Here is a 21,321-nt window from a genome sequence, read left to right on the forward strand (position 1 = left end):
TATGCACCTGATCCAACGCTACAAACTCGACTCCATCTATCTGCCGCTCGCGGCGATCCTGGTCTGCTGCTTCCTTTGGTATGTCATTGCCGGGAAGTCCGTGATCACGACAAAAAAGGATGATTGGGGAGATACTGTGAAGGTCACGAAACGCCAGGGCATCTCCGCCGATCTCCCGACTCCAGCGGAGACTTGGACAGCGAGCAAGCTCTACGTTACCGAGCCTTTCGCGAAACGTGGCGAGCTGGATCAGGGCATATTGCGGTTCACGTGGATGTCGCTCGTGCTCGTGGCGCAGGGCTATTTCATCGCACTCGTCATCGGTACGCCGATTGGCTTCTTCCTTGGCCTCTCGAAACCATTCACGAAGGCCTTTGATCCCATTATCCAGGTGTTGCGGCCCGTTTCGCCGCTCGCTTGGCTGCCACTCGGCATGATTCTCTTCAGCGGGGTCAAGATCGTCAACGGTGACGGTCGCACCACCTTCGGTGCCTCGGATGCCGCCGCTCTCTTCACCATCGCCATTTGTGCGATGTGGCCCACGGTGATGAACACCGCCGTCGGCGTCCGTGCCGTGCCGCAGGACTACCTGAATGTCGCCAAGGTGCTCAAGCTTTCGAAATCGAAGACGCTGTGGAAGGTTCTCGTGCCTGCCACGCTGCCTTACATGTTCACCGGCTTCCGCTTGAGCCTCGGCATTGCCTGGCTGGTCATCGTCGCCGTGGAAATGCTCACCGGTCGTCCGGGAGTCGGCGGCTTCCTCTGGCAGCAATACAACGCCAACAGCTACGCCCACATCATTCTCTGCATCCTCACCATCGGTGTCGTCGGCTACGTGCTCGACCGCCTGATGAGTGTCATCGAATCGCGCTTCAAGACCGCTTAACCCACTCTGATCAAGATATGCCGCTTATCGAAATCAAAGGTGCCTCCAAAGGCTTTGGACTTCCGGGCAATCGCACGGAAGTGCTCAAGAACATCAATCTCAGCCTGAACCAGGGCGAGTTTGTCGTCATCGTCGGTTACTCCGGCTCAGGCAAGAGCACGCTCATCAATCTCATCTCCGGCTTGGTGAAGCCTGATGCCGGTGAGGCATTGATCGAAGGCAAAAAGATCACGGAACCCGGGCCGGATCGCGGGTTGGTCTTCCAAAACTACTCGCTGCTGCCCTGGCTCACCGTGGAGGAGAACATCGCGCTCGCCGTTGATGAAGTATTCAGAGACTGGACCAAGGAGCAGCGTGTCGCGCATGTGAAGAAGTACATCGAGATGGTCAAACTTACCGCCGCAGCACACAAACTGCCCAAAGAACTCTCCGGCGGCATGCGGCAACGCGTTTCCGTCGCCCGCACGTTGGCCATGCAACCGAAAGTGCTGCTGCTCGACGAACCACTCAGCGCCCTCGATGCCCTCACGCGAGCCACGTTGCAGGACGAGATCAGCGACATCTGGCGTGAGAATCTCACCACCGTGCTGTGGATCACGAATGATCCTGATGAGGCGCTCCTGCTCGCGGATCGTGTCATTCCGCTGCTGCCTACATCTCCCGCCACTCTCGGCGAACCCATGGTGGTGGACCTGGAGCGTCCGCGTGATCGCAAAACACTCAATCACGACCCCAAGTTCAAGAAACTCCGCACTCAGCTCATTACCACGCTGCTGGATGCCAAAGGTCGCACGAAATCGAAGACCAGCGTGAAGCTCACAATGCCCGACATCCTGCCCGAAGACCTCACCTATGTGAACTCGCTTCAGTTCCTCACTCGTAGCGGACCGAAGCGCCGCTCTGACAACAAACGCGAAGAAGTGGAGGTGGCTGTATGAGTTCTCCGCTGCCCATGCTCGAACTGGATCGTCTCTGGAAGACGTACGACACACCGAAAGGTCCGGCGACGATCGTTAAAAACTTCAACCTCAAACTCAAGGAGGGCGAATTCACCACGCTCATCGGTCACAGCGGCTGCGGTAAGAGCACTGTGCTCATGATGGTCGCCGGTCTCAGCGATCTCAGCCAGGGCAACATGATTCTCGGTGGCCGTGAAGCCAGCGGCCCTGGCCCAGATCGTGGCATTGTGTTCCAATCGCCCTGTCTCCTGCCGTGGATGACCGCGTTTGAAAACGTCATGCTTGGCGTGAACCAGGTCTATTTCACCGCCAGCAAGGCCGAGCGACGCCAGATGGCCGAGTACTACCTCACCATCGTCGGTCTGGGTGAAGCGATGCACAAATATCCCGGTGAACTCTCACAGGGCATGCGCCAGCGCGTTGGCATCGCCCGCGCGTTCGTGCTGCAACCCAAGATGCTGCTGCTCGACGAACCTTTCGGCATGCTGGACTCGCTCACACGTTATGAATTGCAGGAAGTGCTGCTCGAACTGTGGCGCCGCAATCGCATCACCACGCTCATGGTCACGCATGATGTCGATGAGGCCATCTTCCTCTCCGACCGTGTGGTGATGATGACCGACGGCCCCGAGGCCGAAGTCGGCGACATCTTGAAGATCCCCTTCGAGCGTCCGCGTAACCGCAAGCAAATCATGGAAGACCCGCGCTACTACGAACTGCGCGAGCACCTCATCACCTTCCTCAACGAACGCTCGCACATCCGTCCGAGTCGTGAGCCGAAGTTCGTCCCATCTCCTGACATGGCCGCCGAACTGGCTGCTCATGCCATCCCTTTCCCCTCAGCCGCCGCTTGAGTCGATAAACCCACACCCCACCACACACATAACATCATGAAAAGGCTGCTCCCGCTCTTGCTAGTGACCACGTCGCTCGCATTCTCCCAAACACCCGCCCCAAAAACGGCAACCCCGCCAGCGGGGCCTGCCTACGGGCCGGCTCCCGTTGTTCCTGCCTATGCTCCCATCAAATTCGGCGCTCTCACCGTCGATTTGCAGGAAAAAATGCGATTCGAGATCCGGGAAAACAATTTCGACTTTAACAGCGCCGTCAACGGCTTGCAGGACGCCTCCTGGCTGCTGCAACGCTTTCGTCTTGGCCTCGGCTACGATATCAATCCTTGGCTCAAGCTCTATGTGCAGGGCCAGGATGTTCGCGAAATCGGCGGCAGTCGTCCCAACATGGCCGGGGTCGCTGGTGCCGAAGGCGATGACATCTTCGACATCCTCAAGGCCTACATCCAGATCGGGAACATTAAAAAAGGCCTGAGCGCCACGCTCGGCCGCCAGTTCCTCTCTTATGGCGATCAACGCCTCGTCGGGCCACTGGAGTGGCTCAATCAGGCGCGCACCTTCGACGCCGCCAAGTTTCGCTACACGACCAGCACCTGGTCGCTCGATCTCTTCACCTCCAGTCCGGTGAGTTACATCAACAATGTCTGGAATCAGTCTGATTTTATCGACCAGGGCGATGGTCGTAACGCGATCTTCAGCGGCGCTTATCTCAGCACCGCCTTCGTGCCATTCAACACCACGACCGACTTCTATTTCTTCCACAATCGTGACGACGGGCTGGCCACCTTCGGCGCTCCCATCGGCACGACGAATTTCTACACCCTGGGAACGCTGTGGAAAGGCAACCCCAAGAAGCTCAACGGCTTCGATTATGAGACCGAGATGGCGCTCCAAACCGGCAAGGTGGGCGGTCGCACCCTCAAGGCCTTCGCCGGCCATTGGGGTACGGGTTACAACTGGCTGAAATCCTCATGGAAACCCCGTCTGGGCGTTCAGTACAACTACGCCTCTGGCGACAGCAACTCGGCGGATGGCGACGTCGGCACCTTTCAGAATCTTTATCCCACCAACCATCTGTTCTACGGCTACATGGACACGACGGCCTGGATGAACATGCACAACCCGCAGCTCAACCTCAGCTTCACGCCATCGGCCAAACTGAAGGTCATGATGGACTACCACCTCTACTGGAATGCCACGAACAACGACGCCTGGTACCGGGTCAATGGTGCCACCCGCGTGCGTCCGGTGAATTCCGCAGCCACCTCCGCCAGCAGTTTCCGCGGTCAGGAGATCGACGTCACCGCCATCTACAAGCTCAACCCTCATGTCGCGCTGCAAGGCGGCTACAGCTACTTCATCGCCGGTGACTACCTGAAGAACACTGGAGCCGGCGACAATGCCCACTTCGCCTACATGCAGGTGCAGATCGACTTCTGATCCTGGCAGGCTGTTTTTGCCACGCCTGCCACACCTTTGCCGGGTGGCAGGCGAATCAAAGATGGATGAGGATTATTCATCAATATCATCAAAAAGATTCAAGCGGCTTTTGGGTGGTCGGCCCAAACTTGGCACGCTGACGGCTAATGTAAGGAGCACCACCCAACAAGCTCACCAATGAAACTCTCCGATCTCAAAACATCCGGTCACTGGCCCACGCTCCTCACCGCTTTTCTTTATTTCGATGTCAGTTTTATGGTCTGGACCATCCTGGGCGCGCTCGGCGCACAGATCGGCACCAGCTTGCATCTCACCCCGCAGGAAAAAGGTCTCATGGTTGCCATTCCTTATCTCTCGGGTGCTTTCATCCGCATCCTGCTGGGCATGCTGGTGGACCGCCTTGGTGCGAAGAACACCGGCATCATCGCCCAGCTCATCGTCATCGCGGGCATGACGATCGCCTGGCTCACCGGGCTGCATCAGTTCTCCCATACGCTCATGCTCGGCGTCGTGCTCGGTGTGGCGGGCGCCAGCTTCGCCGTGGCACTGCCGCAGGCGGGTCGCTGGTATCCGCCGCACATGCAGGGCCTCGTGCTCGGTCTTGCTGGCGCAGGCAATGTCGGTGTTGTCATTGATGCCATCCTCGCGCCTCGTCTCGCCGCCATCTATGGCTGGAACGCTGTGTTCGGGATCGCGCTCATTCCTCTTCTGCTCGTGTTGGCGCTTTATGTGTTCTATTCCAAAGAAGCGCAGGTGAAGGTGAAGAAGAAGACGCTGAAGGACTACGTGAACCTGCTGAAGGAAAAAGACGCGCATTGGTTTTGCTTTTTCTACACCATCAGCTTCGGCGGTTTCTCCGGCCTCGCTGCCTCGCTCATCATTTACTTCACCTCAGAGTTTCAGATGTCACCGGTCGATGCAGGATCATGGGCTGCCATCTGCACGCTGGTTGGAGCGCTTGGCCGGCCGGTGGGTGGTGCGCTGGCGGATCGTCTCGGCGGCATCCGTGCGCTGCATGTCTTCTTCATTGTCGCGGCACTCGCGCTCGTGCTTGCAGCTTCCACCGGATCACTGCCTTTGTGTGCGGCGGGCTTCTTCCTCGCTTCAGGTGCCTTCGGTATGGCGAATGGCTCCGTTTTCCAGTTGCTGCCGCAGCGCTTTGCCAAAGACATCGGTGTCATGACCGGTCTCGTTGGCTGTGGCGGAGGTCTCGGCGGTTTCATGCTCGCCAGTTCGCTAGGTTATTCCAAAGGACTCACCGGCAGCTACCTCACAGGCCTGCTTGCTTTCTCTGCACTCTGCCTCCTGGCCCTCGTCGGTCTCAATCTCGTCAAACTGCGCTGGCGCACCACCTGGGGTGCGCTCGCTGAGGCACGCATCTGAAAGTTGATCGAAAGAGAGTTGGTCGTTGATGGCAGCTTCCAACTTCGCCCGCATCGTGCATCAATCAGGCTATCAACCATCAACTTCAAACCATCAACTGACTTGAAAATCCTCACCACCAGTTACGGCATGGCTAGCGAAGATGGAACTCCATCTTCGGACGCCTTCGACGTGCGGTCGTGGGATCAAACCGTCATCGCCGTGCTCAGCGATGGTGCTGGCAGCGGCGCACCGGCCCGTGAGGCTGCGCAGCGTGCCGTCGGCTCGCTCATCGAGCATTACAGCGCCCGTCCACGTTCCTGGACGCCACAGCAGGCGCTCAGCACCTTTGCCCGCATCCTCAATCGCACGCTCTATCAGGAATCGCAGGTGCGTTACGAGCGCACAGAGATGGTCGCCACCCTCGCCGCCGTCGTCATCGAGGGCGACACGCTGCACGGCATCAATCTCGGCGATTCCTCCGTCTGTCTCTGGCGTGATGGCAGCCTGCGCACACTTTCCACCGCGCATGTTGAAACGGCAGCGGAGCGCTCTCACATCCTCACCCGTGCGCTGGGCATGAGCGAGGAGGTTGAGCCCTTCTGCTTCACCACCACCCTGCAGGACGGCGATGTCGCCATGCTCTGCTCCGATGGCGTCTCCAATCACATTTACGGCGACGATCTCACCAGCGCTCTCGCACGCCGCAGTTCTGCGCGTAGCATCGTGCTGGCCGCCCGCCAGAAGGCGAAGGCGGAAACGCTCGACGACATGAGCGCCCTTGTGCTCGACATTCATCAAACCGGCAAACTCCACGCCATGAATGCACGCACCCTCATTATTCCCGCCGTTTTGAGCAAGGGCGACACCATCGACGGCTACGAGATGCTCCGCTCGTTTCATGGCACCAGTCGCGTCTGGCTGGCTGAAAAGGACGGCCAGCGCGTCGTCATCAAATTCGCCCCGGTTGAGGCCATCGACAGCCCGCAGCACCTCGAAGCCTTCACGCATGAGACCTGGAACGCCACGCGTGCGCAGTCCGCGCACTTCGTTCGTGCGCATGAGCCCATCGGGCAGACCATGCGCTACTACGTCATGGAGTTTGCCGACGCGCCCAGCCTCCACGCCGTGCTGCGCGAGCGTATGCTCTCCGTGGACTCCGCTGTCGCGCTCGGCAAATTCCTCGCCGATGCCGCGCAGACGCTGCTGCGCCTCGATCTCGCCCATGGCGACATCAAACCTGAAAACATTCTCTGCATCGGCGATTACACGAGCCTCAGCTTCAAGCTCGTCGATCTCGGCAGCGCCGCCGCCATCTTCTCTGTTTCTTCACGTGCAGGCACCGCCAGCTACCTCGCACCGGAACGTTTTCACAGTGCGCCCATCAGCGAGCGCACCGAGATCTTCGCCATGGGTGTCACTTTATATCAGGCGCTCACCGGGAAACTGCCCTACGGCCAGATCGAGCGCTTCCAGACGCCCGTCTTCCATCCCGCAAAGCGTCTCTCCAAAATCAATCCCAACATCCCTTCGTGGCTCGAGGCCGTCATTCATCGCGCCATCGCCCTCATGCCGGAGCGCCGCTACCAGCATTGTTCCGAGCTTGCCCATGATCTCGCGCATCCCGGGCGCGTGCAGCCTTTCTTTGAAGCCGACACGCCGTTGCTGGAGCGCAACCCGCTCGCCTTCTACAAGACCGGTTTTTTCGTTTTTCTGTTCACCACGCTCTGGCTGGTATTCAAGCTGCTCAGTCAGAAGTGAACCTCTTTTATCCTCCGCCGCATGACAATCGTCCCCCTCATTCCTGACAACGCGCCCTTCAGCGTCGAACAACGCGCCTGGCTCAACGGCTTCCTCGCCGGAGTACTCAATCGCGGTGCACCGGTGCCTGGTGCAGCGCCAGTGGATTCAAAACGATCACTGCTCATTGCCTTCGGCAGTCAGAGCGGCAATGCGGAAAGTTTGGCCAAGCGGCTGGCCAGGGAAGCAACGGGTCGGGGTTTCGTGGCGCGAGCTGCGGGCCTCGATTCGTTGCAACCTGCCGATCTTGTTAAAGAGCAGAACGTCCTCGTCATCACCAGCACCTGGGGTGAAGGCGACATGCCCGACAACGCCGTCTCCTTCTGGGACAGCATCAATCAAAACGGCAGCAGCCCCAAGCTCGACAACGTCAAATACAGCGTCCTCGCCCTCGGCGACAAAAATTACGCCGACACCTTCTGCCTCGCCGGCAAAAAACTCGACGAACGCCTCGCCGAACTCGGTGCCACGCGCATCACCGAGCGTGTTGATTGCGATGTGGACTTCGACGATCTCGCCAAGAAATGGAGCACCTCCGCGTTTGCCGCGCTCAGCGGGTCAGACTCGTCCGACATGTCAGACCAGTCCGACTCTTCCGAGACCGGCTACACCAAGAAAAATCCTTTCCCAGCCAGGCTGGTCGCCAACGATAATCTCAATGCACGCGGCAGCGCCAAAGACACGCATCACATCGCCCTTTCGCTCGCTGGTTCCGGCCTGTCGTATGAAGTGGGAGACGCCCTCGGCGTCTATGTCCAAAACTGTCCCGAAGTCGTTGATGCCATCATCACTTCTCACGCTTTTGATCCAAACGCCGAAGCCACATTGCCCGATGGCGGCACCGCACCACTGCGCGATGCGCTTTTGAAGCACTACGAAGTGCGCAATCTCTTCGGCAAGACACCCGCAGCGGGTCTCACCCTCACCGCCTTCCTCGAAAACCTGCGGAAGCTCCAGCCGCGTCTCTACTCCATCGCCTCCAGCCTCAAGGCGCATCCCGAAGAAGTGCATCTCTGCATCGCTGCTGTGCGCTACAGCGCCGACGGCGTGCCGCACAAAGGCGTCGCCTCCACCTTCCTGTCTGATCGCCTTGCGCTCGGTGACACCACCGGCATCTATTTTCACGCCGCGAATCACTTCCGCCTTCCCACGGATCTCACCAAGCCAGTCATCATGGTTGGCCCCGGCACTGGCATCGCCCCGTTCCGTGCTTTCCTTGAAGAACGCGAAGCCACCGCCGCCCCCGGCAAGAACTGGCTGTTCTTTGGCGACCAAAAACGCGCCTGTGACTTCCTCTACCACGATCAAATCATCGAGTGGACACAGAAGGGCTTCCTCACGCGGCTCGACACCGCCTTCAGCCGCGATCAGGAAGAAAAGATCTACGTGCAGACCCGCATGCTCCAGGCTGCCAACGAACTCTGGCAGTGGCTGGAGGAGGGCGCGCACTTCTACGTCTGTGGTGATGCCAAACGCATGGCCAAGGATGTCGATGAAGCCCTGCACAGCATCATCCAGACCGCTGGAGGCAAATCTGCCGACGAAGCCGCCGCCTACATCACTCAAATGAAAAAGGAGAAACGTTATGCCCGCGATGTCTATTGAGCCACCCACACCCGCCAATTCTTCGGCTGCCGACTTCTCCGCCGAGCAGAAGCGTTATCTTGAAGGCTTCTTCGCCGGCATCGCCGCCGGTGGCGTCAGCTTCGGCGATCTCGCCCCCGCCCCATCAGTCCCATCCCTCGCATCCGTCCCATCTCTGGATGATTTCACCAAAGAAGAACGCATCAAACGCGAGCTGCATCCCTTCGATGCAATCGAGCAGCTCGTCATGGATGCGCGCTGGAATTCCAAACCGGAGCCGGAATCAGTCTTCCGCTACAAGTGGAACGGCCTGTTCTGGCTGAACCCGGTGAAGGATGGCTACATGTGCCGTCTGCGCATCCCGGGCGGTGTGGTGAAAAGTTACCAGCTTCGCGAGATCGCCGCTATCGCGAGTGAACTCACCACGGGTTACATCCAGATCACCACGCGGAACAATTTCCAAATCCGCCTCATCGAGCCGAAGAACTGCCCCGAAGTGCTGCGTCGCATCCAAGGCTGCGGTTTGCACTCGAAGGGCGCTGGCGCGGACAACATCCGCAACATCACGATGAACCCGTGCGCTGGTTATGATCCGCATGAACTCATCGACGTGCGTCCGCTCGTGAACGAACTGGCCACGCTGATCATCAGCTCCAAGGAGTTCTACGACCTCCCGCGCAAGTTCAACATCGCCTACGACGGCGGCGGCCTCATCAGTGCGGTGGAGGACACCAATGACATCGGCGCTAGCGCCGTGAAAATCGGCGATGAAGTCTATTTCCGCATCGCGCTCGGCGGCGTCACCGGTCATCAGACGTTTGCCAGCGACTGGGGCGTCATCGTGAAGCCTGAGCAGCTCAACGATGTCATGGTGGCCCTGCTGCGCGTGTTCATTCAGTTTGGCGACCGCACCAACCGCAAAAAAGCCCGCTTCAAATACGTCATCGAAGACAAGGGACTCGATGGCGTGCTCACCGAGGTCGAAAAGCTCCTCAAATTCAAACTCACACGTCTAGCCGCTGATTCGCCCACTCAGGAGAAGCGCAGCTTTTCGCAACAAGGCCACTCACACGTCGGCACCTATCCGCAGAAGCAGGAAGGCCTCGTTTATGTCGGCGCGACTGTTCCAGTCGGTCAAATGACCGCGAAGCAACTCGTGCGCCTCGCGGATCTCGCCGACAGCTACGGCAGTGGTGAAGTGCGGCTCACCGTTTGGCAAAATTTCATCATCCCGAACGTCAAAACGGCCTATGCGGCCACTTTGGCGAAGTCGCTGAAGAAGCTCGGCTTCCCCTGCGAGACCTCACCGCTGCGCAATGGCTTCATCGCCTGCACCGGCAACAAATACTGCAAGTTCGCCGCCAGCGACACGAAGGGTCACGCCATCGCCATGATGGACTACCTCGACAAGCGCGTGAAGCTCGACCAGCCGGTCAATGTTCACTTCACCGGCTGCGCTCATAGTTGTGCGCAGCACTTCATGGGCGACATCGGCTTGCTCGGCACCAAGGTGAAATCTGAGAGTGGCGAAGGCTACCATGTCACCGTCGGCGGCGGCTTCGGCGAGAACCGCAAGATTGGCCGTCAGATCTTCAGCGGCGTGGCCTTCGAAAGTCTCGGCACCACGCTTGAAGCCATGCTCAAAGGCTACCTCAAAGGCCGCCAGGGCGATGAATCGTTCCATTCTTACTGCAACCGGCACAGCGTTAATGAGCTGCAAGTGGCCTTTGACTCAGCGGCCTAATTTATGATTTACGATTTGGAAGACACGCTTTCAGGCCGCGCCTGCGCTGCTTCTGAAATCATGAATCATCAATCAAGAATCATAAATGAAGCGCTCCTAGAGCAGCAGACGCTCCGCACCCCCGTCGCACTGTTCGCCGAAGCCCACGATTCCCAATCGGTTGCCTCGCGCTTCTCGCATCTCATCCCGCTCTCCAAGCCGCATCCCGGCGAGCAGTACGCCTTTGAGGTCAATCTCGATGCCTGCACCGGCTGCAAGGCCTGTGTGGCGGCCTGTCATTCGCTCAATGGCCTCGATGACGATGAATCCTGGCGTGACATGGGCCTGCTCGTCGGCACGCGAAAGCAGCCCTATCTGCAAACTGTCACCACCGCCTGCCATCACTGCGCGGAGCCGGCCTGTGCGGATGGTTGTCCGGTGCTCGCCTACGATAAAGATGCTATCACGGGCATCGTGCGGCACCTGGATGACCAGTGCATCGGTTGTAGCTACTGCATCCTGAAATGCCCGTATGACGTGCCAAAGTTCAATCTGAAGCGCGGCATCGTGCGCAAGTGCGACATGTGCCAGGGCCGTCTAGCCGATGGCGAAGCCCCCGCATGTGTTCAGGCTTGTCCGAATGAGGCCATCAAGATCAAAGTCGTCAAACTCACCGAAGTGCCGGATCGTGGCCAAATCATTGCTGGAGCCTTTGATTCGAACTACACACGGCCCACAACAACTTATGTCTCATCGAAGCCGGTTCCCACAGCCGCCAAAGCTGCGGATGCAGGCAGGCTGGAACTCGATCACGGCCACGAACCGCTCGCCTGGATGCTCGTGCTCACGCAGATGAGCGCCGGAACGTTCATCGGCTGCGCCGTGGCGATGTGGCTGAATGCGTTGAGCCCACAACAGGCCGTGATCACGAGTGCTGCGGCACTTGTGATTGGTCTGGCCGGCATCGTCTTGAGTGTATTGCACCTGGGGCAGCCGTTGAAGGCCTGGCGTGCGTTTCTCGGCTGGCGCAAATCATGGCTGTCACGCGAGATCATGGCCTTTGGTGCTCTGCCCGCCGGAGGTTCAGCCATCTTTGCCACATGGTGGCTTGGCAGCATGGATTGGATGCGTTTCGCCGTCACCGGCACCGCCTTGGCGGCCGTGGTGGCCGTGTGGTGCTCGGTGATGGTCTATGTGGACACGCGCAGGCCGTTTTGGTCGATGGTGAATGTCGCGGGAAAATTTGTTGGCACCATGCTGCTGCTCGGCGCTGGCCTGTGTGCCGCAGTGTGGTGCTGGCTCGGCATTCAAATCGTTGCGTGGGCGATGGCGTTCACGCTCTTGTTTCTCTGGGTTCTCTTGATTTGGGACATCTCGACGTTTCGTCAGGCATTGAGTGAAGAAACCAGCACGTGGCACAAATCCGCACGCATATTGCAAAAACATCTCTCTTCTCATCTCGATCTGCGTGGTCTGGTGCTCGTGATGTCCGGCCTCATGATTCCTGTTTTGATCGCTGGCGGCGCTTCGATGCCATGGCTGCTCACGCTGTCGCTGCTGCTCACGTTTGGCAGCCAGTTGATCGAGCGTCGCTACTTCTTCACCGCCGCCGCTGGCTCCAAAATGCCTGGGAACTGACATGATCACCGCACCCGCCATGACTTTTCGCGAATGGACCGGCCCGCTCACGGCGGACTTGGTGCGCGAGCCAGCTAAGTTCGGTCTCGGGCAGGTGCCATCGCGGTTGATGCCAGATGCAACGGCGAAAGCCATCTGCGGCTTCTGTTCGACCGGTTGCGGCCTCACGTTGCATCTCAAAGACGGCGAGGCGATCAATCTCACGCCTGATCCTGACTATCCCGTCAATCTCGGCACCGCTTGTCCGAAGGGCTGGGAGGCACTCAGCGTGCTCGATGCGCCTGATCGCGCCCGGATGCCGCTGCTGCATGGCAAAGAGGTCGATTGGGACACGGCGCTCAAGTATTTCTGCGACAACATGCGTCGCATCCTCGCCACGCATGGCCCGGAGGCTGCCGCGTTCATTAGCACCGGGCAGATCATGTTTGAGGAGATGGCCTTCCTCGGTGCTCTCGCCAAATTCGGCATGGGCATGCGCCACGGCGATGGCAACACGCGTCAATGCATGGCCACCGCCGTCACCGCCTACAAGGAGAGCTTCGGCTTTGATGCGCCGCCCTTCACGTATGCTGACTTTGAAGAGAGCGATGTGCTCGTCTTCATCGGCGCGAATCCGTGCATCGCGCATCCCATCATGTGGCAGCGCGTGCTGCGGAACAAAAGGAACCCCGAGATCATCGTCGTCGATCCTCGCAAAACGGAAACCGCCATGGCGGCCACGCAGCACTACGCCATCAAGCCCAAGAGTGACCTCACGCTACTCTACGGCCTCGCGCATCTCATCATTCGTGAGGGTGGGCTTGATCCAGCCTTCATCCGTGAACACACCAACGGTTTCGATGCATTCTCAGACTTCGTTTCCGCGTTCACGCCTGACCGAGTCGCCACCGAAACCGGACTGAGCACTGAGCACTTGGCACTTTTTGCCAAGACCATCATCACTGGCACCCCACGCGTCTCCTTCTGGTGGACGATGGGCGTCAATCAAGGCCACGAGGCCACGCGCACGGCACAGGCGATCATCAATCTGGCGCTGATGACGGGAAACATCGGCAAGCCGGGCACGGGAGCTAATTCGATCACGGGCCAGTGCAATGCCATGGGATCGCGCCTGTTCTCCAACACGACGAATCTTCTCGGCGGCCACGACTTCCGCAATCCACTGCATCGCGAAAAGATCGCCGCTGCCACCGGCATTCCGGTGGAGCGCATTCCCGACCAACCCAGCCTCGCCTATGATCAAATCATCGACGCTGCAGATGCGGGCACGGTGAAAGCGCTTTGGTTCATCGCCACCAACCCGAGTCATTCATGGATTGATCAGGGCCGCCTCAACCGCATCCTCGACAAGCTCGACTTCCTCGTGGTGCAGGACATGTATTGCACCACGGAGACCGCCAAGCGTGCTCATCTCGTCTTTCCCGCCGCTGGTTGGGGTGAAAAAGAAGGCTGCTTCATCAATTCCGAACGCCGCATCGGCCACAGTCCGAAAGCACGCCGCGCACCCGGCCAGGCACTGGCCGATTTCCACATCTTCCGTCTCATCGCGCACTACTGGGGCTGCGAGGATGTGTTTCGCGGCTGGAGCAGCCCCGAGGCCGTCTTCCGCGTGCTACAGCGCTGTTCAGAAAATCAGCCGTGCGACATCACGGGCATCAACGGTTACGAGATGATTCGGAAAAGTGGTGGTGTGCAGTGGCCGTTGAAAAGAAGTGCTCAGTGCTCAGTGCTCAGTGCTGAAAGGAGGCTGTTTGAGGACGGGAAATTTTACACGTCGGACCAGCGGGCGAAGTTCGTGTTTGATGAGCCACAACCCATCCCCGAGCAGCGCAGCGATGAGTTTCCGCTGATTTTGCTCACCGGACGCGGCACCAGCGCGCAATGGCATACGGAAACACGCACCGCGAAGTCAGCCGTGCTAGCGAAGATGATACCGGTGGAACTGATGCTCGATCTGAATCCAACGGACGCTGAAACGTTGGGCCTCCGCGATGGTGCCATGGTTCGTGTGATCTCGAAACGTGCTGAGCTCGTCACCAAAGTCCGCATCACGACCTGCGTGTCACCCGGCGAGGTGTTTCTGCCCATGCATGACAATCGCGTGAACCAGCTCACGCATGCGTCCTTCGATCCGCACAGCCGCCAGCCGAGCTACAAGCACTCGGCGGTGCGGGTGGCGGCAAAGTAGTCCTGTTGGTGTGCAACACGCTCCTGAGCCGTTGCACAGCAACTGCGCTACTTTTCAAAACGGCGGTGGCGGAAAGCCGGGCGGTGGCGGCGGGCGCATGCCGGGACCGCCGCGTCTCCCGCCACGTCCTGGCGGACCGAAGCCGCCACCGGGCGGCCCACGGCGCTCGAAGCTGGCATCCGGCGTGCCGGCAAACTGGCGCGGGATGAAGGGAAATTCGGCAGTGAGCACATAATAATAGGTGCCCGCAGGAAATTCGGGCGTGATGCCGAAGCGGCCGTTGCTGGCATCGAGATCGCCCACGCCTTCGAGGTATTCGTAATCGTTCACGAAAGAGCCGTCGTACTTGCCGCCGGGCGAGCCTGCGGGGCGTGCGCCTTGTTTGATGGCATAGCTGGCTTCGAGTTTCTTCAATGGACTCGCAGCATCTTTCGCCTCGCTATAACCCCAGGGGCCATAGATGGGGAATCCATCCGCCGCCCAGCCGACGAGCGTCATCTTGGGCTTGTCGCCACTGAGTTTTTCGAGCAGGCCGTTCGGGATGCCGTGGTAGTGATAAGCGCCATTCGGCTGCACATGGGCATTGCTGGAGTCGAGGCCGAGATCAATCGCGCCACCATGCGGTTCATACTGCCAGCCGCTTGCCGGATTGCCCTGCCACCACTCGGCGGCGAAGGGGTCAAACACGACACCATTCACCGCGATGCCAAACGGCTGCATGTGATACGCCACGGGCTGTTTTGCGACCTTCGGCTTCAGCGGCACTTTGTAGTCGTAGTTTTGCGGGCCGATGACGTTCGGGTTGTGGCGGTTGGGAAACTGTCCCGGCGTGTGATCGGGAATGCCATTCGCGGTGATGTGCCGGTAATTGCCAACGGTCGTGATTTTGACCTCGTTCGGCGGCAGTTGCGAAGACGCGGCAAGGCAGGCGGACACGAGGACACAGCCGCTGGTGCGGAGGAACAGAATGGGGACGGGGGAGAGGCGGGAGATTCTCATGTTGGCACGGTTAACCCTGAATCGTCAGAATCGTTACCGCAAAAAATCTGGAATGATTTGTCGATGCCGTCTTTGATGCGTCGTGCCTTCCCGCCAGTCAGCCGCAATGCCATCCCGCATCCCCCAGGTCGCCATTCTCGTCGATACCTCGCGTTCCTACGGCCGCGACATCGTGCGCGGCGTGCGGCGTTATGTGGCGGAGCATGGACCGTGGTCGTTGTATCTGGAGCCGCGTGATCTGCGCAGCCGCTTCCCCGACTGGCTGAAAAACTGGCCTGGTGACGGCATTCTCGCCCGTACCGTCGATGATCAGCTTTTGCGGCACCTGCAGGCCACGAAACTGCCGGTCATCGAACTGCGCACCAGTGTGCTGCAGCATTCGTTTCCCTTTGTCGGGATGGACAACAGCGTCATCGGCGTGCGCGTGGCCGAGCATCTGCGCAATCGCGGTTTCCGGCGTTTCGCCTGCTATCTCGACAGCTCCGAGGCCTTCTTCGTCGAACGCAGCGACCGCTTTGTGCAAACCGTGCGCGAGCATGGTTTCGAGTGCTCGCAGTTCAAATCGAGCGGTGCCGGGAAGAAACCACTGCGCTGGGATCAGCATCAGCGTGCGCTGGCCGACTGGCTCACGTCATTGCCGAAACCGCTCGGCATCTTCGCTGTGAACGATCAGCTCGGCTTCTGGCTGCTCGATGCCGCACGGCGTGCCGGCATCGCGGTTCCTGAAGAAGTGGCCGTTGTTGGTGCTGAGAACGACAACATGCTTTGCGACACCGCCTCCCCGCCGCTTTCCAGCGTGCGTCTGCGCGGCCAGGCCGTCGGTTACGATGCCGCGCGCATTCTTGATGAGTGGATGACCAAGAAACGCATCCCCAAAGCAGGCGAGAAGCATCTACATGCGCCCGGCGACATCGTGGTGCGCCAGTCCAGCGACATCGTCGCCGTCGAAGACTCACGCATCGCCGCCGCGCTGCGCTTCATCCGCCAGCACGCCACCGAGAACCTCGACGTCACTCGTGTCGCCCGCGAAGTCGCCTTGTCCCGCAGCGTTCTCGAACGCCGCATGAAAGCCCTCATCGGACGCAGTCCCGGCGAGGAGATCAACCGACTGCGTTTTGCTGCGGTGGAGAAGCTCCTCACTCAAACCGACCTCACTCTCGATGCCATCGCCTCACGCTGTGGCTTCACCCATCCGCAATACATGGCTGAAGCCTTTCGAAAGCGCAGCGGTGTGACGCCGGGCGAGTTTCGGAAGCGGAGAGCGCTCTAACATCGGAGGTCAGGCATCCTGCCTGACAATGGATCGAGGCGTCCCACCTTTTCTTCTGAGATCAAAGGCGAGACGCCTCGATCCGCTGACAGCCTGGAAGGCTATCTTCCGTGCCGCAAAACCTGAAGAAGGGAAATTAAAGTCTGAATGAAGTGGGTGCGGGGCGGGCGTTTACTCGACCACCATGAACCGCCATCGCTTCCTCTAATCGCTGTCCGCCATCGCCGCAGTGCCTGCTTTCGTGGCGAAAACACCGTGAAGGCCGAATGACAGGCATCGCTACAAACCAATGATTCATTCAAACTATGACCAAAGCCAAAGTCCTCCTCATTGTCGGTGATGCCACCGAGACCGTTGACACTCTCTACCCGTTCTACCGCCTCATTGAAGGCGGTTACACGCCGGTGGTCGCTGCGCCGGAGAAGCGTAAATACCAGATGGTGCTGCATGAAGTGAAGCCAGGCTGGACCATCACGAAGGAGTGGGAAGGCTACAGCATCGACGCCGACATCGCCTTCAAGGACATCAAGCCGGAAGAATATGTCGGCATCTTCTTCAGCGGTGGCCGCGCTCCTGAATACATCCGCGAGGACGTCGATCTGCTGCGCATCACGAAGTGGTTCTGGGAACAGAAGAAGCCCTGCGCCAGCGTCTGCCACGGCGTGGAGATCCCGGCGCGTGCAGGCATCGTCAAAGGCCTGCGCATGGCCACGGTGGCGAAGTGCAAGTTTGACCTCGAGATCTGCGGCGGCATTTATGTGAATGAGCCCTGCGTGATCGATCAGCACATGTATTCGGGCCGCACGTATCATGACTCGGGGCACTTCATCGCCCCGTGGATCAAGGCGCTGGATGCCGAACGTGCAAAAATGGAAGCGGAATGGCCATCGAAACACGTCAAGAAGCGCAAGAAATGAAGCTGATGAAGTTCTGGACCTCTTTTGCCGCTTTGGCGTTTTGTTGCGGCCAGCTCCAGGCGCATCCGCTGCAAGCGGAGCCGATCAATCACGCCTACGTCTTCACCTTTGATCAATTCTACATTCCGCAGGACCCGGATGAGAATGTCGTGAATGGCGGCTTCCTACTGCTGGCGGAGTTGAACTGCACGGCCTGCCATGAGGTGCCGAAAGCGTGGCAGGAGCGGCTGAAATCGAAGCCGGGCCCAAATTTGAGCGGCGTGGGCTCGCGGTTGGATGCGGACACGCTATGGCTGATGATTCGCAGCCCGCAGCATCGGAAGAAGGGCACGCAGATGCCGGGCTTGTTTGCCGGTGAAGCGGGCGATGACGAAAAGGTCGAGGGGTTGGTCGAATTTTTGAGCGCGAGTAAGTGGGATGCGCCGCAAATGCCTGCGGGTAATGAGGATCGCGGCAAGGACCTGTATCACAAGGTCGGCTGCGTGGCCTGCCATGAGCCGGCGCTAGATGTGCGCCCGCCGAAAGTGGCGGCGAACGCCGAAGTCGATAAACCGGGCAATGGTTCGGTGCCGATTGCGCTGGCGGATGCTTACGATGTGAACGCGCTGGCGGCTTTTTTGCATGATCCGCTTTCCATGCGACCTGCGGGGCGCATGCCGGACATGCGCTTGAGCAAGGAGGAGGCGGCGGACATCGCGGCGTATCTGCATGTGGGACGTGTGGCGGAGAAGGCGACGGCGCGTGCGGCGTTGAAGATGCCGGCGCAGGGGATTGAGAAGGGGCGCGAGGTGTTCGAGAAGATGAACTGCGTGGCGTGTCATCAAACGGGTCAGACCAGTCCTCCACGTCAGACGAGTCTGACCAAGCTTGATGCGACGAAGGGCTGCCTCGCCGAGAAGCAGCCCTCCGGTGTTCCACGCTTTGATTTGAATGAGCTGCAAAAACGCGCGCTGAAACTGGCGCTGGCTGCAATCCAAAACGGGGCAGCACCGAAGCTGACGGCGCAGGAGAACGTGGACTGGCAGATGTCGCGGTTGAACTGCTATGCGTGTCATGATCGCGATGGCAAGGGCGGACCGGAGGATCCGCGGGCGCAGTATTTCGGGGTGAATGACTCGACGGCCGAATCCTTGGGGCAGTTGGCGCATTTGCCGCCGAGTCTCGATAAGATTGGCCGCAAGCTGACACGCGGTTGGTTTGAAAAAATTCTGTGGGGCAAGGACGGCAGCGTGCGGCCTTACATGGACACGCGGATGCCGAATTTTGGCCGTGAGCAGACGGAGATGATGATCGGTTGGCTGAACGAGGCCGATGTGGCGGAGCAACCGGTGACCATTGATGTCACCGGCCTGCTCAAACATCATCGCGCGGAGGCGGGACGGCAGCTTTTGGGTGCGAAGGGGCTCGCGTGCGTGGCGTGTCATGGCTTGAAGGACCGCAAGTCGCTCGGGCCGCCGGTGATTCGTCTCACGCACACGGTGGAGCGCATCCAGCCGGAGTATTTCAAGGAGCTGCTGCTCAATCCGCAGGTCACGCAGCTCGGCACGGTGATGCCGCCGATGTTTGTGGGCCGCAAGAAGGCGGATCTGGAGATCGAGAGCATCTGGACCTACCTGCGCGAGGTGGAAGGCCAGCCGTTGCCTGAGGGGCTCATGTCGTCGGAGGATTTCGAATTGAAACCGGGCAAGGAGAAGCGCGTGATCATTTTCCGCAGCTTCATTGAGGGTGCAGGCTCGCATGCGATCGGGGTGGGCTTCCCGAGCGGCGTGAATGCGGCGTTTGATGGGATGACGAGCCGCTGGGCAGTGATTTGGAAAGGGCGATTCCTTGATGCGATGAGCAACTGGCAGGATCGCGCGATGCCGCCGGTCAAACCGCTGGGCACGAATGTGAAGGAGATGCCTGCGGCGACGGGTGAGCGTGTGTTCGGCGGCTACAAGGTCGGCAAGGATGGTGTGCCGACGTTCTTGTATCGTCAGGATGGTCAGCAGGTCGAGGACACGCTGCGTCCGGTGAAGAACGGCTTTGAGCGCAGCGTGAAGATCAACGGCAAGGAAACGAAGGAGGTTGTGTCATGGTGAGTCAATGGACGTTCGATTTTACCGCAGAGGGGCAGAGGAGCAGAGAAGGCAAAGTTCTTTCCTGTTTCAAAAATCTCTGCCCTCTCCGCCTCTTTGCCCCCCTGCGGCTAATGCTGAGTCTCCTGGCTCTCGCCACGGTTTCCCACGCGCAGCAGCAGTCCGACTACTATCGCATCGAGACGTATGAACTGCCGAAGGGCGTGAATTTTGAAGCCAGTGGTCTTGCGGTGACGAGCGATGGCAAACTCGCGGTGGCGTTGCGCAAAGGGGAGGTGTGGATCGAGGGGAAGAAGGGCTTCCAGCTCTTCGCGAGCGGGCTGCATGAAATCCTCGGCCTCGCGTGGCATGACGGGGCGCTGTATGCGACGCAGCGGGCGGAGGTGACGAAGCTGCGGGACACGGATGGTGACGGCAAGGCGGACGAATACCTCACGGCCTCGACGGGCTGGGGCGTTTCGGGCGCGTATCACGAGTATGCGTATGGGCCGGTGTTTGATGCGCAGGGCAATGCCTACACCTCGCTCAATTCCAGCATGGGCAAGGCCTGGAAAGGCGCGGGCGATGAGTCCACGCATCCGCTGTGGCGCGGCTGGGTTGTGCGCACGACGCCGGCTGGCAAGCTGGAGCCGTGGTGCGCGGGATTCCGTTCGCCCTGCGGCATCGGGCAGGATGCGGACGGTGAAATCTTCGTCACCGATCAGCAGGGCAATTGGATGCCGACGACGCCGTTGTTTCATATTCGCAAAGGCGCTTACTTTGCGCATGCGGAGTCGATTCCTGACGCGATGCGGCCGGAGTCGCCGGTGAAGATCGCCGCGAAGCAGCCGGACGGCATCACGGTGGCCGAGGCGATGAAGGCGGTGCAGGGCTATACGCCGCCTGCCGTGTGGCTGCCGTATGTGAAGATGGGCCAGAGCGGCACGGGCATCGCCTGCGACAAAAGCGGCGGCAAATTCGGGCCGTTCGAGAAGCAGCTTTTTCTTGGGGAGTTCGTGCTCTCCGGCGTGAACCGCGTGTTCCTCGAAAAAGTCGGCGGCGAGTATCAGGGCGCGTGTTTTCCGTTTGTGGACGGCCTGCAATGCGCGGCGCTGGCGCTGACGACGCTGCCGGATGGCTCGCTCGTCGTGGGCGAGTCGAATCGCGGCTGGAACAGCAAAGGCAACCGGCCCTTCGGCCTGCAGAAGATCGTGTGGACGAAGCAGATGCCGCTGGAGGTGCAGAAGATGGAGCTGCTGAAGGGCGGGTTTCGTTTCACCTTCACGCTGCCAGTGGACAAGGCGAGCGTGGATGCGCTGACTGGTCAGAGCTACACCTATCCCTTCCAGAGCAAGTATGGCGGCGAGGAACTCGATGCGAAGCCGATCAAGATCACGAGCGTGACGCTGTCCGAGGACGGGCTGGTGCTCGACGTCGCCTGCGCGGAGCTGCGCACCGGTTATGTGCATGAGTTTGAGCTGCCGAAGCTGAAGGCGAAGGATGGCACGCCGCTGTGGCATCGCATGGCGTATTACACGCTGAACCGACTGCAGGAGTGACAGGATGGAAGCGCTCCTCCTGTTCGGGTTTGCCGCAGAGAGGCAGAGTATTCTCCGAGACCGTGCATCGACCGGGCCGGTGGTGAGT

Annotated in this window: 15 protein-coding genes; 14 read left to right on the top strand and 1 reads right to left on the bottom strand. The window is 59.6% G+C overall.

What is annotated here, in order from left to right:
- The first annotated feature begins 1 nt into the window (after window position 1).
- The 10 genes from ntrB (at window position 2) to ACKVY0_RS19815 (ending at window position 14,431) form a co-directional block, all read left to right on the top strand.
- Window positions 2-886, top strand: coding sequence for a nitrate ABC transporter permease (gene ntrB / locus ACKVY0_RS19770; protein WP_409216565.1), 885 nt, complete (start codon window positions 2-4; stop codon window positions 884-886).
- Between the two features lie 17 nt (window positions 887-903).
- A complete protein-coding gene (locus ACKVY0_RS19775; protein ID WP_409216566.1) occupies window positions 904-1,824 on the top strand; it encodes an ABC transporter ATP-binding protein in 921 nt (306 codons plus the stop codon).
- Window positions 1,821-2,699 (top strand): ABC transporter ATP-binding protein, encoded by an 879-nt coding sequence (locus tag ACKVY0_RS19780; protein WP_409216567.1) that lies wholly within the window; start codon window positions 1,821-1,823, stop codon window positions 2,697-2,699. The genes ACKVY0_RS19775 and ACKVY0_RS19780 overlap by 4 nt, the downstream gene beginning before the upstream one ends.
- A gap of 36 nt (window positions 2,700-2,735) precedes the next feature.
- Window positions 2,736-4,136, top strand: a complete 1,401-nt coding sequence (locus ACKVY0_RS19785) for an alginate export family protein (RefSeq protein WP_409216568.1) — start codon at window positions 2,736-2,738, stop codon at window positions 4,134-4,136.
- 177 nt (window positions 4,137-4,313) lie between these two features.
- A complete protein-coding gene (locus tag ACKVY0_RS19790) occupies window positions 4,314-5,519 on the top strand; it encodes an MFS transporter (protein ID WP_409216569.1) in 1,206 nt (401 codons plus the stop codon).
- A gap of 102 nt (window positions 5,520-5,621) precedes the next feature.
- Complete coding sequence (locus tag ACKVY0_RS19795; RefSeq protein ID WP_409216570.1) at window positions 5,622-7,259, top strand: protein kinase domain-containing protein; 1,638 nt, start codon at window positions 5,622-5,624, stop codon at window positions 7,257-7,259.
- Window positions 7,260-7,280: 21 nt separating this feature from the next.
- Window positions 7,281-8,903, top strand: coding sequence for a sulfite reductase flavoprotein subunit alpha (locus ACKVY0_RS19800; RefSeq protein ID WP_409216571.1), 1,623 nt, complete (start codon window positions 7,281-7,283; stop codon window positions 8,901-8,903).
- Complete coding sequence (locus ACKVY0_RS19805) at window positions 8,893-10,626, top strand: NirA family protein (RefSeq protein ID WP_409216572.1); 1,734 nt, start codon at window positions 8,893-8,895, stop codon at window positions 10,624-10,626. Before ACKVY0_RS19800 ends, ACKVY0_RS19805 begins: the two co-directional genes overlap by 11 nt.
- Before the next feature lie 60 nt (window positions 10,627-10,686).
- Window positions 10,687-12,243: a DmsC/YnfH family molybdoenzyme membrane anchor subunit gene (locus ACKVY0_RS19810; RefSeq protein ID WP_409216573.1), complete on the top strand. Its 1,557-nt coding sequence runs from the start codon at window positions 10,687-10,689 to the stop codon at window positions 12,241-12,243.
- Window positions 12,244-12,262: 19 nt separating this feature from the next.
- Window positions 12,263-14,431: a molybdopterin oxidoreductase family protein gene (locus ACKVY0_RS19815; RefSeq protein ID WP_409216574.1), complete on the top strand. Its 2,169-nt coding sequence runs from the start codon at window positions 12,263-12,265 to the stop codon at window positions 14,429-14,431.
- 54 nt (window positions 14,432-14,485) lie between these two features.
- Here the strand turns inward: ACKVY0_RS19815 and ACKVY0_RS19820 are convergent, their stop codons facing one another.
- The gene (locus ACKVY0_RS19820) at window positions 14,486-15,430 is read right to left on the bottom strand and encodes a YHYH protein (RefSeq protein ID WP_409216575.1); all 945 of its coding nucleotides are present in this window, start codon (window positions 15,428-15,430) and stop codon (window positions 14,486-14,488) included.
- A 106-nt stretch (window positions 15,431-15,536) separates the two neighbouring features.
- Here ACKVY0_RS19820 and ACKVY0_RS19825 point away from each other — a divergent pair, with 106 nt between their 5' ends.
- The 4 genes from ACKVY0_RS19825 (at window position 15,537) to ACKVY0_RS19840 (ending at window position 21,233) form a co-directional block, all read left to right on the top strand.
- Window positions 15,537-16,700 (top strand): substrate-binding domain-containing protein, encoded by a 1,164-nt coding sequence (locus ACKVY0_RS19825; RefSeq protein WP_409216576.1) that lies wholly within the window; start codon window positions 15,537-15,539, stop codon window positions 16,698-16,700.
- A gap of 305 nt (window positions 16,701-17,005) precedes the next feature.
- Window positions 17,006-17,617 (top strand): DJ-1/PfpI family protein, encoded by a 612-nt coding sequence (locus tag ACKVY0_RS19830; RefSeq protein ID WP_409216577.1) that lies wholly within the window; start codon window positions 17,006-17,008, stop codon window positions 17,615-17,617.
- Window positions 17,618-17,622: 5 nt separating this feature from the next.
- Entirely contained in the window at window positions 17,623-19,698 is a 2,076-nt protein-coding gene (locus ACKVY0_RS19835; protein ID WP_409216578.1) for a c-type cytochrome, read from the top strand.
- Between the two features lie 110 nt (window positions 19,699-19,808).
- Window positions 19,809-21,233, top strand: a complete 1,425-nt coding sequence (locus tag ACKVY0_RS19840; protein WP_409216579.1) for a hypothetical protein — start codon at window positions 19,809-19,811, stop codon at window positions 21,231-21,233.
- Window positions 21,234-21,321 lie beyond the last annotated feature (88 nt).

The sequence above is a fragment of the Prosthecobacter sp. genome (assembly GCF_046154365.1).
Lineage (GTDB): Bacteria > Verrucomicrobiota > Verrucomicrobiia > Verrucomicrobiales > Verrucomicrobiaceae > Prosthecobacter.